General features: G+C 66.4%; 12 protein-coding genes. 8 read left to right on the top strand and 4 right to left on the bottom strand.

Annotated elements, in window-relative coordinates:
• Positions 1-19: 19 nt before the first annotated feature.
• The 3 genes from AC07XB_RS32630 to AC07XB_RS32620 form a co-directional block, all read right to left on the bottom strand.
• A complete protein-coding gene (locus AC07XB_RS32630; RefSeq protein ID WP_492807001.1) occupies positions 20-1,480 on the bottom strand; it encodes an aldehyde dehydrogenase family protein in 1,461 nt (486 codons plus the stop codon).
• Positions 1,481-1,563: 83 nt separating this feature from the next.
• Entirely contained in the window at positions 1,564-2,295 is a 732-nt protein-coding gene (locus AC07XB_RS32625) for an iron-containing redox enzyme family protein (RefSeq protein ID WP_416052223.1), read from the bottom strand.
• A gap of 194 nt (positions 2,296-2,489) precedes the next feature.
• Positions 2,490-4,028: a hypothetical protein gene (locus AC07XB_RS32620; protein ID WP_492374650.1), complete on the bottom strand. Its 1,539-nt coding sequence runs from the start codon at positions 4,026-4,028 to the stop codon at positions 2,490-2,492.
• A 328-nt stretch (positions 4,029-4,356) separates the two neighbouring features.
• Between AC07XB_RS32620 and AC07XB_RS32615 the strand changes: the two genes are divergently transcribed.
• The 7 genes from AC07XB_RS32615 to AC07XB_RS32585 all read left to right on the top strand — a co-directional run bounded on the left by AC07XB_RS32615 (position 4,357) and on the right by AC07XB_RS32585 (position 9,917).
• Positions 4,357-5,109: a sulfite exporter TauE/SafE family protein gene (locus AC07XB_RS32615; protein ID WP_416052225.1), complete on the top strand. Its 753-nt coding sequence runs from the start codon at positions 4,357-4,359 to the stop codon at positions 5,107-5,109.
• A 66-nt stretch (positions 5,110-5,175) separates the two neighbouring features.
• Positions 5,176-6,108 (top strand): ornithine cyclodeaminase family protein, encoded by a 933-nt coding sequence (locus AC07XB_RS32610; protein ID WP_492831528.1) that lies wholly within the window; start codon positions 5,176-5,178, stop codon positions 6,106-6,108.
• Positions 6,109-6,287: 179 nt separating this feature from the next.
• Positions 6,288-7,019 carry an iron-containing redox enzyme family protein gene (locus tag AC07XB_RS32605; RefSeq protein ID WP_416052223.1) on the top strand — a complete coding sequence of 244 codons (732 nt, stop codon included), beginning with the start codon at positions 6,288-6,290 and terminating at the stop codon, positions 7,017-7,019.
• Positions 7,020-7,107: 88 nt separating this feature from the next.
• Complete coding sequence (locus AC07XB_RS32600) at positions 7,108-7,476, top strand: 2Fe-2S iron-sulfur cluster-binding protein (protein WP_492374649.1); 369 nt, start codon at positions 7,108-7,110, stop codon at positions 7,474-7,476.
• A 29-nt stretch (positions 7,477-7,505) separates the two neighbouring features.
• On the top strand, positions 7,506-7,859 hold the full coding sequence (locus AC07XB_RS32595) for a ferredoxin (RefSeq protein WP_492831527.1): 354 nt from the start codon (positions 7,506-7,508) through the stop codon (positions 7,857-7,859).
• A gap of 60 nt (positions 7,860-7,919) precedes the next feature.
• Positions 7,920-8,267 carry a 2Fe-2S iron-sulfur cluster-binding protein gene (locus AC07XB_RS32590; protein WP_492374647.1) on the top strand — a complete coding sequence of 116 codons (348 nt, stop codon included), beginning with the start codon at positions 7,920-7,922 and terminating at the stop codon, positions 8,265-8,267.
• A 156-nt stretch (positions 8,268-8,423) separates the two neighbouring features.
• Entirely contained in the window at positions 8,424-9,917 is a 1,494-nt protein-coding gene (locus tag AC07XB_RS32585) for a gamma-glutamyltransferase family protein (protein WP_492815051.1), read from the top strand.
• Between the two features lie 23 nt (positions 9,918-9,940).
• On the opposite strand, the gene AC07XB_RS32580 is transcribed toward AC07XB_RS32585, so the two are convergent.
• Entirely contained in the window at positions 9,941-10,627 is a 687-nt protein-coding gene (locus tag AC07XB_RS32580) for a GntR family transcriptional regulator (RefSeq protein WP_492374645.1), read from the bottom strand.
• A 341-nt stretch (positions 10,628-10,968) separates the two neighbouring features.
• Between AC07XB_RS32580 and pdxA the strand changes: the two genes are divergently transcribed.
• Positions 10,969-13,398, top strand: coding sequence for a 4-hydroxythreonine-4-phosphate dehydrogenase PdxA (pdxA, locus tag AC07XB_RS32575; RefSeq protein WP_492831526.1), 2,430 nt, complete (start codon positions 10,969-10,971; stop codon positions 13,396-13,398).
• Positions 13,399-13,414: the final 16 nt, after the last annotated feature.

The raw sequence follows: 13,414 nt of genomic DNA, 5'->3' as shown, positions 1-13,414 counted from the left end.
GGTTTGCGGGCGCGCTGGTTCAGCAGCCGCGGTAGACGGTCTTGATCTGCGTGTAGAACTCCAGCCCTGCCCGGCCCGACTCGCGGAAGGTGGAAGTGCTGGATTGCTTGAGGCCGCCGAACGGCGCGTTGATCAGGTTGCCCGTGGTGGTGCGGTTGATCTTGACCGTGCCCGACTGGATGTCATGCGCGAAATCATGCGCATAGCGTGGGTTGCTGGTCACGATGGCGGCCGACAAGCCGTACTCGGTGTCATTGGCCTTGGCGATGGCGTCGGCGTAGCTGCTGACCTCGATGATGGCGATCACCGGCCCGAAGATTTCCTCGCGAGCAATGCGCATCTGCTGGGTAACGCCGGTGAAGACGGCCGGCGAGACATAGAAGCCCTTGTCGTATGCCTCGCCGCCCAGGCGGTCGCCACCGCACAGGTGCGTGGCTTCGGCCTTGCCCGCTTCCACATAGCCGAGCACCGTTTCGAGCTGCTTGCGGGTGGCGAGCGGGCCCACGTCCATGCCGGGCGTCATGCCGCTGCCGATCTTCAGGGTCTTGACCTTGGCCAGCAATTTCTCCGTGTAGGCGGCCTTGACCGAAGCCATCACCAGCACGCGGCTGGTGCCGGTGCAGGCCTGGCCGCTGAGCGACAAGCCACCCTTGATGGTGAGGTCCACCGCGCGATCCAGGTCGGCGTCTTCCATCACGATCAGCGGGTTCTTGCCGCCGAGCTCCATCTGCGTGCGCGTGCTCAGCGACACCGAGCGATGGATATGCTGGCCAGCCGCCGTGGAGCCGGTAAAGGAGATCGCACGCACCGCTGGGGCTTCGGTAATGGCCGCACCCACGTCGCCGGCACGGCCGGTGATGAAATTGAGCACGCCCTTGGGGATGCCGGCTTCGACAAACGCCTGCGCCAGCCGGTAGCCGCTCAGCGGCGCGTCCGACGAAGGCTTGAACACCACGGTGTTGCCCGCGATCAGCGCCGGGGCAATCTTGCGCGCCGGGATCGACACCGGAAAATTCCACGGCGAGATCACGGTCACCACGCCCAGTGGCTCGCGCTGGCTGTAGACGATCATGTCGGGATCGTCCTGGGGATAGGTCTCGCCGGAGAAAGACTGTCCTTCCACAGCATAGAAGCGGATGGTCTGCGCCGAGCGCAGCACTTCATCCTTGCTCAGGTTGAGTGCCTTGCCTTCTTCGCGGGTCAGTTCCTCGGCGATCTGTTCGGCGTTGGCTTCCAGGTAATCGGCGGCGCCGTTGAGGATCTTGGCGCGTTTCGAGATGGGGGTTTTCTTCCAGGCGTCGAACGCGGCAGCGGCTGCGGCCACGGCGGCCTGCGCGTCATCCGCGGTCGAGGCCTGGAAACGGCCGACGATATCGCCGGTATCGGCCGGGTTGACGTTGTCGAAGGTGCGCCCGCTGGCGCTCTTCGACCATTCGCCGTTGATGTAGTTGTTGAATTCGTCTGTCTTTGCCACTGCCATGATGTCCAAGCCTTTCATCCGGTCAGGCCCCGGGCGGGGCCGTCAATACCAATGCAATGCCGCGATTCCGCCCAGGGGCAGGCTCAGGCAGCCATGTCCAGTTCAGGCAGGGGGATTTCCTGCGCGACATAGTCGTGATAGAGGGCGGTGGTGTAGAGCAGGCGCATCTGGGCACCGATCTCGCAGATCTTGAGGCAGCGCTGCTGCAGCTCCGGGGTGTTGGCGTGTTCCAGCACGATCTGGTAGCCGCGTTCGCCGTGGATTTCATCCGAGACGATGTGCAGGTCGAAGAACTCGACTTCTTCGTCGGTGAAGTTGTACTTGTCGCGCAGGGTGGGGGTCTGCTTGCGGTAGATCGACGGCACCTGGGATTCCAGGCCAACGACCAGTCCGGCGACGGCCACGACGGGGTCTTCGCGCATGGCCACGGCGTAGCACCAGCTTTGCAGGCCACGGGTGGTGGGTGACATGTTGTCGGGGTCGACCACGCGCTCGCGGGTGGTGCCGCAGGCTTCGGCAAAGCGGATCAGGAGGTCGGTGTGGCGGTCGCCGCCGATTTCTTCCTCATACATATTGGCCAGCAGGAAGTCCTTGGCTTCGGTGAAGCGGTCGGGGGTGCGGGCGTAGATGTAGGCGAGGTAGTCGGCGAAGGGGCCGACGTAGTGATAGTGGTTCTCGGCCCAGCGGGCGAGGTGGTCGCGGGAGAGCTTGCCGCTGGCCCAGGCCACGCTGAAGGGGGCTTTGTTGGCGCTCTTGCCCTTGATGGCATTTTCAAGGGCGGCGCGGAAATCATCACGGTTCATCAGTTCGGCCATCGGGGGCTCCTGGGGGAACGAGTTCAAGGTTGTGGGGACTGCGTAGCGTGGTCCGGGTGGCTTTAGCCGTGCCATCCGATACCTTTATGTAGATTGTATACTATCTACTGTTTTTGTGAAGAGAGTATTCGCGCTTCAGGAATAAAAAAGCGAGGCACGGATGGCCTCGCTTCTTGCCGCTCAGTGCGACAGGTTCAGCGCCAGAGGAACATGGCGCAAACGGTGGATACGCACAGCCCGATCAGCACCGGCAACAGCAAGGCGCGCACCGCATCGAGCACCGGCACCCGGGCAAATCCGGCCACCGCAATCAGGGAGGACCATGCGATCAGCGTGCCGCCGCCCGTCCACACCGCGCCCATCTGCCCGATTGCCGCCAGCGTGGCGGAATCGAATCCCACCACCGGGCCCAGCGCGCCGGCCAGCGTGCCGGTCAGCGGCAAGCCGGCAAAACCCGAGCCGTCGATGCCAGTGATCATGCCCACCAGCAGCACGCCGAACGCCACCAGCACATGGTTATCCGGAATCATGTGCTGGTAAGCCTGGATCAGCTCGAACAGCAGGCTGGGGGCTTTGTCGGCGCTGACGCCCAGGATCTGCGCCGCGGTCTCGCCGGCGCCGACAAAGAAAAAGCCGGCGATTGGCAGCACCGAGCCCATGGCCTTGAAGGCGAAGACAAAGCCATCGGTGATGTGCTCGGGGCACACATCGAGCATCTTGCGCGGGCCTTCCGCCGCCAGCGTGGCCAGCATCATCAGCAGCGCCGCAACGCCGCCAACCAGCGCGGCCGCATCGCCGCCCTTCAACTCCGGCAGGCCCGAACCCATCTTCGGCAGCACCATCACGGCCACCACCGCCAGGAAGGCCAGCGGCGTCACCACCGCGAAGCACTTCGACCACTTGACGCGGCGCAGCGCCACCATGGCCAGGCTGCGCTCAATATTGGCATCGGTGACGAGTGGCTCGTCGTGCTCGGTGCCGCGCGCGATCTCGGCCTTGTCGAAGGTGCCTGCGTGCTCGGCCTTTTCCACGGCGCCGCCCGCGCGCGCTTGCCAATGGGTCAGCAAGGCGCCGCTGGCAGGCACGATGTGCTTGCGCATCGACAGATAGGCCAGGGTCAGCGCGATGGCGCCGGTAATGATCGACAGTACCAGCGCGCGATCAGCGACCACCACCGCGCTGACCGCGGCGCCGGCTGCCTTGGCGCTGATCCCCGGCGCCACGCCAATCACATAGTCGGACGACAACGCCATGCCCTGCCCCGCAATCGCGATGGCCATGGCGCCCGCCAGCGGCGGCAGGCCGGCCGCGATCGCTGCCGGCAGCAGGATGGCCGAGACCAGCGGCACCGCCGGCGTGGGCCAGAAGAACAGCGAAATCACGTAGGTAATGCCGGCCAGGATGAAGAACGCGGAATGGCCGTTTTTCATCACCACCCGGAACGGCTCCACCATGCGGATATCCGAGCGCAGCGTCTTCAGCGAGTTGAGCAGCGCCGTCATGAAAGCGATGACCAGGAAGATGTTGAACAACTCCTTGGCCGCCACCAGGCTTGCCGAAAAAATGCCTCCCAGCGCCGAGACCGGGCTACCGGTCAGCGCGAACACCACCAGAAACGTACCCAGAATCGACGGCACGACCACATTGGCTCGCAGGATCATGGTCAGGACGATCACCGCCACGCCCGCCAGGTAGATCCAGTGTGCTGCGCCAATCACCGCTTCGTGTTGCATGTATTCCCCTTGGATCTTTATCTGTAGAGACCATCGTTTTGTCTTGCGGGGCTATGGCTGCCCCATGAACGTATACTATATTCTTGATCTGCATCAAAACAAGCGAAATCTACCGGGACTAGGGAATCCACCCAATCTGGTGCAAACCCTTATTTTTCGCGCTAAAACGGGGATGTCAGGCACCTTTTGCGAGCCAGCGGCGTCCATTCTGCCTATTCAAGATGTCTTCCACTTGAATTTTATGTAGACTGTATACCAAATCATCGCACCATCAAGATGCCATCGCCGATGGCGCAGCGTGCGATCCCTGACTTCAATCCAAGCCGCCATGACACTTTCCACCCTTCTTCCCGCCGGCACCACCGCCTGGCAATTCGGCCTGATGGGTGCGCTGATCCTGTGCGGCGCCTGCCTGCAAGGCGTGGGCGGGATCGGCTTCTCGATGGTGTCGGCGCCGGTGGCCGTGCTGTTTTTCCCGCAACTGGCCCCGGGCCCCTTGCTGGCCATGGGCGGGCTGGTCTCGTTGCTGGGTGCGATACGCGAGTTCCGTGCCATTGCCTGGCGCACGGCGGGCAATGCGCTGGCTGGCCGTGCGGCGGGCACGGTGGTGGCGGTGGCGGCGATGACGCAACTGCCGGCCGAAGTGCTGGCGCTGGTGTTCGCGCTGTCGATCCTGGCTGCAGTGGCGCTGAGCCTGCTGGGCTGGCGGGTGCAGGCATCCGGCCTGAACATGGCGGTGGCGGGTGCCGCCTCCGGCTTCATGGGCACGGTCACCTCGGCGGGCGCGCCGCCCTTTGCCATCGTCATGCAGCACCTGCCGCCGCCGCAATTGCGCGCCACCATCGGCTGCATCCTGTGCGCCGGTGCGGCGTTTTCGCTAGCCATGCTGGCTGCCGCCGGCCGTTTCGGGCTGGTGGACCTGTGGCTCAGCCTGAGCCTGTCGCCCATGCTGCTGATCGGCTTTGCGGTGTCCAATCACCTCAAGAACCGCTTTTCGGCCAAGGCCGTGCGCAAGCTGCTGCTGGCGCTGTGCACGGCCGGCGCCATTGGCGTACTGGTCAAGCTCGCCCTGCCCGCCTGACGCCACACCTCGCCTCACCTTAGACCCTACGCTCCCCTCCATTCCCGCTACGCCAGGAAACAGACCATGCTGCATATCACCGATGAGATGATCGACCGCCACGTCAGCCCCGCTGACGCCCAGCAAGTGATGCTGGACGCTTTCCGCAGCTTCGGCCAAGGCAAGGCCGCCATGCAGGAGCGTATCCGTACCGAGGCCGGCGGCGTCAAGCTGTCCACGCTGGGCGCGGTGATTCCCGAGCAGCAGGTGGCCGGCGCCAAGGTCTACACCACCATCAAGGGACAGTTTTCCTTTGTCATCCTGATCTTCTCCACCGAGGACGGCCGGCCGCTGGCATCGTTCGATGCGGGCGCGATCACCCGGCTGCGCACCGCTGCCTGCTCGGTGCTGGCCGCCCGGCACCTGGCGCGGCCGGGAGCCGAAGTGCTGGCGCTGTTCGGCGCCGGCACGCAAGGCGTGCAGCATGCCCGGCAGCTCGCCGCCGCCCTGCCGCTCAAGCGCATCCTGCTGTCCGACCCGTATGCCGATGCCGCCATGCCCGAGCGCCTGGCGCGGCACTGCGGCATCCCGGTCGACCTTGCCGAGCCGGACCAGGCCGTGGCCCAGGCCGATATCGTGGTCACCGCCTCGCGCTCTACCACGCCGTTGTTCTCTGGCCATTCCCTCAAGCCCGGCGCCTTCGTCGCGGCCATCGGGTCGAGCCTGCCGCACACCCGCGAGCTGGACGACGTGGCGCTCTCCCGCGCGGCCCGGCTGGTAGTGGAGTGGCGCCCCCAATCCATGCGCGAGGCCGGGGACATCGTGCTGGCGGATCCCGCCGTGCTGCCGGCCGACAAGGTCGTCGAGCTAGCCGATGTGGTGACCGGCAGCGTGAAGCCGCGCGGCAATGACACGGACATCCTGATCTACAAGTCCGTGGGCGTGGGACTGGAAGACGTGGCGCTGGCGGGCTTCGCCTACCGGCAGATCGAGGCCGCGGGTGAAGCCAGAGCCGCTTGATTCACGTTACGTGGGCCTGCCGGCATGCGGCCTGCATATTGTCACCATCGACCACTACCCCTTTCTTCTAATTGTAGATAGTATACAATTATCAAAACGATGACCGGTCAAGCAGATCGCTTCCGGACGATGCTACGCAGTCCCCCACAACCCTGAACTCGTTCCCCCAGGAGCCCCCGATGGCCGAACTGATGAACCGTGATGATTTCCGTGCCGCCCTTGAAAATGCCATCAAGGGCAAGAGCGCCAACAAAGCCCCCTTCAGCGTGGCCTGGGCCAGCGGCAAGCTCTCCCGCGACCACCTCGCCCGCTGGGCCGAGAACCACTATCACTACGTCGGCCCCTTCGCCGACTACCTCGCCTACATCTACGCCCGCACCCCCGACCGCTTCACCGAAGCCAAGGACTTCCTGCTGGCCAATATGTATGAGGAAGAAATCGGCGGCGACCGCCACACCGACCTCCTGATCCGCTTTGCCGAAGCCTGCGGCACCACCCGCGAGCGCGTGGTCGACCCCGACAACATGTCGCCCACCACCCGTGGCCTGCAAAGCTGGTGCTACGCCGTGGCCATGCGCGAAGACCCCGTCGTGGCCGTCGCCGGACTGGTCGTTGGCCTGGAATCCCAGGTGCCGTCGATCTACCGCAAGCAGACCCCCACCCTGCGCGACAAGTACAACTTCACCGACGAAGAAGTCGAGTTCTTCGACCTGCACATCGTCTCGGATGAAATCCACGGCGAACGCGGCTACCAGATCGTGCTGGAACACGCCAACACCCCGGAGTTGCAGCAGCGCTGCCTCAAGATCTGCGAGATCGGTGCCCAGATGCGCCTGCTCTACACCACCGCCCTCTATCACGACTATGTCGCGCAGGAAATCCCCCTGCCTGAACTGGATATGGCTGCCTGAAGCAGCCGCCAGATCGTGCGATGACGCGCGGCCGGTGCGCATCCGCCCGGCCGCCCCTGACAGACCAGACCGCTTGCGGAAACGTTGTATGCCTAAAGTTGTATTTCACAAGAACGGCCAGACCTTCGAGGATGAGGTCAAGCCCAGCACCAACCTGGTGGTGCGCGCCGGGATCAAGCAGTTTCCGTATCCGAACCTGCGCTACGAGTGCGGCATGGGCAAGTGCTCCAAATGCGCGTGCCGCGTGATCGCCGGCGCCGAGCACCTGCCGCCGCCGAACTGGAAGGAAAAGAAGCAGCTCGGAGAACGGCTGGAGCAAGGCTATCGCCTGACCTGCCAGATCTGGCTGGAGCATGACATCGAGCTGATCCAGGACGAACTGCCAGTGCAAAGCGCAGCCACCGCCAGCGGCGGGGCCAATGTCCTGCAAGCCAGCGTCCCGGGCAACGCGCAGTAATCCATCAGCACCCACCAGGCAGCGCAGTCATGTACGTAATACTCAGCAGCAAGCCGGGGCAGTTTCGCACCGAACTGGTAGAGGGCCTGGTGGCCGTCGAGGCTTACGACTATCTCTTCTACGGCCGCAGGACGGCGCACTTCGTCATCGCCGAAATGGCGCACCCGGTAAAGGTGAAGGTTGTGGAGGAGTTCGGCGAAGACGTCGATGCCGCGAGCCGCCCGGCCCCCACCATCAACTACGTGCCCTCCAAGTTTCTCGAGCAGTTCGACACGCTGCAGGGCGCACGCGACGAGCTCACGCGCCTGGCCACCTTCGGCAGCATGGACATCACGCTGGTCAAGCGTGATGTCCATGCGCGTGACTGGCGAGCGACCGACTGAATCCACCGAGTATGACCGGCACAGCGCCGGGCAGCCCCCTCATGCCATCGGACCGTTTCCATGATTGAAATCACCTTTGTCAGCAACGACGGCAAGGTCGTCAGCGCCCCCGAGAACAGCAACCTGCTGCGCGTTTCCCTGCGCGAGAAAGGCGGCATCCCCTTCAAGTGCGGCGGCGGCCTGTGCGGCACCTGCAAGTGCAAGATCGAGCGCGGGCTCGAGTTCACCGACGCCATCAAGCCAAAAGAGCGCAAGCACCTGTCGGAGGCGCAATTTGGCGAGGGCTACCGCATGGCCTGCCAGACCTTCGTCACCGGCGACATCGCCGTGTCCTGGGAAGCCCAGGCGAGCCCGGCCAAGGCTGCCGTTCCGGTCACCGGGACGGTGGCCGGAGCTGCGGCCGAATAGGTCCGCGGCGCCAGGCCTGCTACGGCGCTGCTTCGGCGCGGACCGGCAGGCCTGGCGGCATCGACGGCGTGCGCGGTGGCCTTGAGGCGCTGCGTTGCCGCTCACGCACGCCATTTTGTCAAATCCGATTGATCTGATCCTCCTGGAGCGCCACGCATGACAACCACAGCTTGCGCCAGCCGTGCCAACACCACCGAGGGCGTGCGCGCGCCGCACTGCATGGTCGCCACCGGCCACCCGCTCGCTGCCGAGGCCGCGCTGCAGGTGCTGCGTGAAGGTGGCAGCGCCATTGACGCGGCGCTCGCGGCCGATGCCATCCTGGGCGTGGTGGAGCCGATGGCAACGGGCATCGGCGGCGACATGCTGGCGATGATCGTCGAGCCCGACGGCCACGCGGTCAGCTACAACGGCACCGGGCGCGCGCCGGCCGCGTTCCCCATGCATGCGCTGGCGGCCCTGCCCGGCCAGCGCATTCCCGAGCGCCACGCCCTATCGCTGACCACGCCCGGCGCGGTGCGTGGCTGGGAGGACCTGCACCGCCGCTACGGCCGGCTGGAATGGAAACGGCTGTTCGCGCCCGCCATTGCGCTAGCGCGCGACGGCTTTGCGCTCGCGCCGGTAGCCGCGCGGGAATGGGCGCTGTTCGACCGCGTGCTGCACCATGACCCGGTCTGCGCCGCGCTCTATCGCGCCGGCCGCCCACCTGCGTCCGGCGAGACCTTCAGCAATCCGGAGCTGGCCGCCACACTGGCCGCCATCGCCGCCGAGGGTGCCGATGCGTACTACCTCGGCCAGCCCGCCCAGGCCGCCGAAATGGCGAGCCGCATCGCCGGCGGCGCGCTGGCTGCCGCCGACTTCGCCGCCCACCGGGGCGATTTCTGCACGCCCGTATCCACGGATTTCCGCGGACTGACGGTGCTGGAATGCCCGCCCAATACGCACGGCGTGGCCATCCTGCACGCGCTGGACGAACTCGGCGAACTCGATCCTGCCATGCTGGCCGAGGACGATCCCGCAGCCGTGCTGCGCACGGTGCGGGCCATGGGCCGCGCCATGCAGTACGCCAAGGAAACCGTGGCAGACCCGGCCGGCAACACCGTATGCACCGTGGTGGTGGACCGCGACGGCCTGGCGGTCACGCTGATGACCAGCATCTTCAAGCGCTTCGGCTCGGGCATCGCCGTGCCCGGCTGCGGCTTCGTGCTGCAGAACCGCGGCTTCGGCTTTGCCGGGCCGGGCCATATCAACAGCCCTGCTCCGGCCAAGCGCCCGTATCACACAGTAGTGCCCGGCGCGGCCCTGCGCGGCGGGCGCTTCCACGCGGGCTTCGGCGTGGTGGGCGGGCTGATGCAGCCGCAAGGCCAGTTGCAGTTGCTGGTAAGGCTGGCGGCCTGGCAGCAACCCCTGCAAGCCGCGCTGGATGCCCCTCGCTGGCGGCTGGAATCCGACACCGCCCTGGCCATCGAAGCCGGCATGCCGCCGGCCATCGTGCAAGCCCTGCGCGATGCAGGCTACAGCGATCCCGCCGGCCTTGGCGAACTGGGCGGGCGCAGCGACTTCGGCGGCGCCCAGATCGTCATGCGCAGTGCATGCGGCGACCTGCTCGGCGCATCGGACAAACGCAAGGATGGCATTGCGCTGGGGGAGTAAGCCCTGCCGGCGTTGCCCAAGCCCTACAGCGGAAACCTCTGCATGTAATACGCCTGCCACTCATGCAGGTGCTCCTGCATGGCGCGGCTGGCGGCGTCGCCATCGCGCGCGGCCAGTGCGTCGAGGATCTTGCGGTGCTCGGCCAGCGCCTGTGGAATCAGCTCGGCACGCATGCGCAGCTGGTTGAGGCCGTGGTGCAGCAGGCGGTAGCGCAGGATGTCCTCGCGCAGGCGCTTGCTGCCGCAAGCGTCTGCGATAGCCAGGTGGAAGTTGTCGTCGAAATCGGCCCAGCGCACCAGTGCCTCGGCATCGTCCACGCTGGTGGCGGCGCCGGCATCCATGGCGTCGGCCGCGTCGGACAGCGCCTTGAGCGTGACGCGGTCCAGCTGCGCGGCGGCGATGCGAGCCGCCTCGCTCTCCAGCAGCTTGCGCATATCGAACACCTCGCGGATATCTTCGCGCGAGAAGCGCGCCACCACCGGGCGCCGGTTCGCCTCCTGGGTGATGAGCCCATCCTTGACCAGTTCGCGAATCGCCGTGTGTACCGGCGTGCGGCTGACGCCGAGCTCCTGCGCGAGCCGGATTTCGTTGACCACCTCCCCCGGCTTTAGCTGCCCGCTGATGATGGCCGACAACATGGCCTGGTAGACCCGTTGCGAAAGCGGCTGGTCGTCCTGGTCCGGCGGGAGCGCGGGCAATTCCTGTGACATCTCTGCGATCGACATTTCTGGTGGGAAGAAGGCCCGGCATCGCTGCCCTTTGCGGGCGGTTGGACCGGACTGGCGAAAGCATTATGCAGCAAAGGCCAATGGCTGCGCATTTTTCGCCAATTGAATGCCAAACCAAATAATTGCATGCATTTTTTTGATTTAGCGTGTAATATCGACTGAATGCTGAGGCTTGCCGCACGGAAACAGCACGACAGAGTGCTCAAAAAACCATATTTCACCGGGATACGGCAAACCAGCAAGTGAGACAGGCAGGGGCGCAGGAGACACCATCCCCATGCCTTCCCCCTTGATTCATCAAGCTCAGACCCATGCCAACAGCCGTGCCCCCACCAAGGTTCGCCGCCGTGCGCATCGTTGCCGACGATCTTTCCGGCGCGTGCGACAGCGTGGCGGCGTTCGCCGGCAATGGCAGCGGCGAAGTGCGGATGCGCGCGCAAGGTGCGGCGGCCGGTGCGGCTTGCGCGGCATGGGACGGGCGGATCCAGGCGCTCGATGCCCACTCGCGGGCACGCCCCGCCGCCGAGGCCGCGCAGGTGTTCGCCCAGGCCTTTGCCGATGGCTTCGGCCCGCTCAGGCCGGATAGCGCAGCGGCCATGGACTGCCTGCATTTCCACAAGCTCGATTCCACGCTGCGCGGCCATATCGGCGCCGAGCTGGTAGCGGCGCGCAACGCCGTTGGGGCCGCTGGCCCGATCTGGGTCTGTCCGGCGTTTCCGGCGCAGGGCCGCACGCTGCGCGAAGGCCGGGCCTACCTGGATGGCAGGCCGCTGTCGGGCACCAGGCTGTGGTCCACGCTGGGCCTTGCCAGCGATCACCTGCCGACGCTGCTCCGCACGGCCGGCCTGCGGGTCAGCGTGCTGACGCTGCCGGCTTTGCGGGCACTAGGCAACGCCGGTGCCGCACCGCTTGGCCTGGATCACGCATGCGACGCACTCGTGTGCGATGCGCAAACCGACGACGATCTCGCGTTGCTGGCCACGCTGATCGCGTCCCGGCCCGGGCCCGTGCTGGCCGCTGGCTCCGCCGGGCTCGCGCGGCAACTGGCCGCGCATGTGGCGATGCCGCCCGCGGAAACAAACCCCGACAGCACACGCGTGGCCGGCGCGACGGCGCCGGCAACCACTGGCCGGCTCGCTGTCATCGGCAGCATGTCGGCGCTTGCCGCCGAACAGGTCCAGGCGCTGTGCGCCACCTGCCTGCCGGTGCCCTGCTCGCCGCGCCTGCTGGTTGACGGCGCGGCATCCACCGCCTGGCTCGCGCAGCGCCAGCAAGCCGCTAACGCGCTGGCGCTGGGCCGCGATGTGGTGATCCACGTCGAAGGCCCGGCCGACCCGGCATTGGACGGCAGCACCTTGTGCGCCGCGCTGGCCCGCTTTGCCGCCCCGCTGGCGCAGGTGGCGACGGGGCTGGTGCTGTCTGGCGGGGAAAGCGCGCGCGCCGTGCTGGAGATGCTGGGCGTGAGCCAGCTCACCAACGTGCGCGCACTGGTGCCCGGCGTGACCAGCGCCCGCGCGCAGCTGCGCGACGCAACGGGCACGGCAGGCGCGGCAGGCCTCGATCACGACAACAACACGGTGCCGGTCTGCATCAAGGCCGGCGCCTTTGGCCAGCGCGACACGCTGCTGGCCTGCATGGCGCACCTGCGCCAGACCACCGCGCCGGCGTCTCCTGCCGATGCCATGCGCGCCAGCCCCACGCATCCGGAGCAGGCCGGCCCTGCCAACACCCGCCTCAGCGAGCCCTCCATGTATCGACCGAGAATTGCCATCACCATGGGTGACGCCGCCGGCGTTGGCCCCGAGATCATCGTCAAGTGCCTGGCCGACGGCACGCTCTATGCGCAATGCCGGCCTTTCGTGGTGGGCGACGCCGCGCGCCTGGAAGACGCCTGCCGCCGCACCGGCACCGAGCTGCGCATCGCGCGGGTGACGGACCCCGACGAAGCCACGTTCGAGCCCGGCACCCTCGCCTGCATCGACCTGGCGCTGATCCCCGCCGACACGCCTTACGGCAAGGTCTCGGCCATCTGCGGCGATGCCGCCTACCGCTATATCGCGCGCGCCGTCGAGTTCGTGCAGGCCGGCATGGTCGATGCGATCTGCACCGCGCCGCTCAACAAGGAGGCCCTGCACCTGGGCGGCCACCGCTACCCCGGCCACACGGAGATGCTGGCCGCGCTCACGGGCACCGAAGAGGTCTCGATGATGCTGCTGGCGCCGAACCTGCGGGTGATCCATGTCACCACGCACATCGGCATCCTGGATGCGGTGGAGAAGATCAACGCTGGCCTGGTCGAGCGCACCATCGCGCGCGGCGTGCAGGCCTTGCAAAAGAGCGGCATCGCCCAGCCGCGCGTGGCGGTGTGCGGCATCAACCCGCACGCCGGCGAGAACGGCTTGTTCGGGCGCGGCGAGGAAGCCGGGAAAATCGCCCCTGCCGTGGCAGCCTGCCGTGCACGCGGCTGGCTGGTGGATGGCCCGCTGCCGGCCGACACGCTCTTCTACCGCGCCACCCGCGGCGACTTCGACCTGGTCGTGGCGATGTATCACGACCAGGGCCACGGGCCGGTCAAGGTGCTGGGGCTGGAAGCCGGCGTCAACGTCACTATCGGCCTGCCGGCGGTGCGCACCTCGGTGGACCACGGCACCGCGTTCGACATTGCCGGCAAGGGCGTGGCCGATCCGCGCAGCATGACCGAAGCCATGCTGCAGGCGATCGCGATGGCGCCAAAGCCGCAGCAAACAGCCTGAAAAAAACCAAAAGAAC

The organism is Cupriavidus sp. GW821-FHT02F09 (genome assembly GCF_059421605.1).
Note: the sequence above shows the minus strand (reverse complement) of the source record. Positions and strands in the feature narration are given on the sequence as shown.

Excerpts from the sequence above, each read along its gene's own strand:
- AC07XB_RS32595 (WP_492831527.1), top strand. The coding sequence starts at position 7,506 with ATGTACGTAATACTCAGCAGCAAGCCGGGGCAGTTTCGCACCGAACTG.
- AC07XB_RS32625 (WP_416052223.1), bottom strand. The coding sequence starts at position 2,295 with ATGGCCGAACTGATGAACCGTGATGATTTCCGCGCCGCCCTTGAAAAT.
- AC07XB_RS32615 (WP_416052225.1), top strand. The coding sequence starts at position 4,357 with ATGACACTTTCCACCCTTCTTCCCGCCGGCACCACCGCCTGGCAATTC.
- AC07XB_RS32600 (WP_492374649.1), top strand. The coding sequence starts at position 7,108 with ATGCCTAAAGTTGTATTTCACAAGAACGGCCAGACCTTCGAGGATGAG.
- AC07XB_RS32630 (WP_492807001.1), bottom strand. The coding sequence starts at position 1,480 with ATGGCAGTGGCAAAGACAGACGAATTCAACAACTACATCAACGGCGAA.
- AC07XB_RS32605 (WP_416052223.1), top strand. The coding sequence starts at position 6,288 with ATGGCCGAACTGATGAACCGTGATGATTTCCGTGCCGCCCTTGAAAAT.
- AC07XB_RS32585 (WP_492815051.1), top strand. The coding sequence starts at position 8,424 with ATGACAACCACAGCTTGCGCCAGCCGTGCCAACACCACCGAGGGCGTG.
- AC07XB_RS32590 (WP_492374647.1), top strand. The coding sequence starts at position 7,920 with ATGATTGAAATCACCTTTGTCAGCAACGACGGCAAGGTCGTCAGCGCC.
- AC07XB_RS32580 (WP_492374645.1), bottom strand. The coding sequence starts at position 10,627 with ATGTCACAGGAATTGCCCGCGCTCCCGCCGGACCAGGACGACCAGCCG.
- AC07XB_RS32620 (WP_492374650.1), bottom strand. The coding sequence starts at position 4,028 with ATGCAACACGAAGCGGTGATTGGCGCAGCACACTGGATCTACCTGGCG.
- AC07XB_RS32610 (WP_492831528.1), top strand. The coding sequence starts at position 5,176 with ATGCTGCATATCACCGATGAGATGATCGACCGCCACGTCAGCCCCGCT.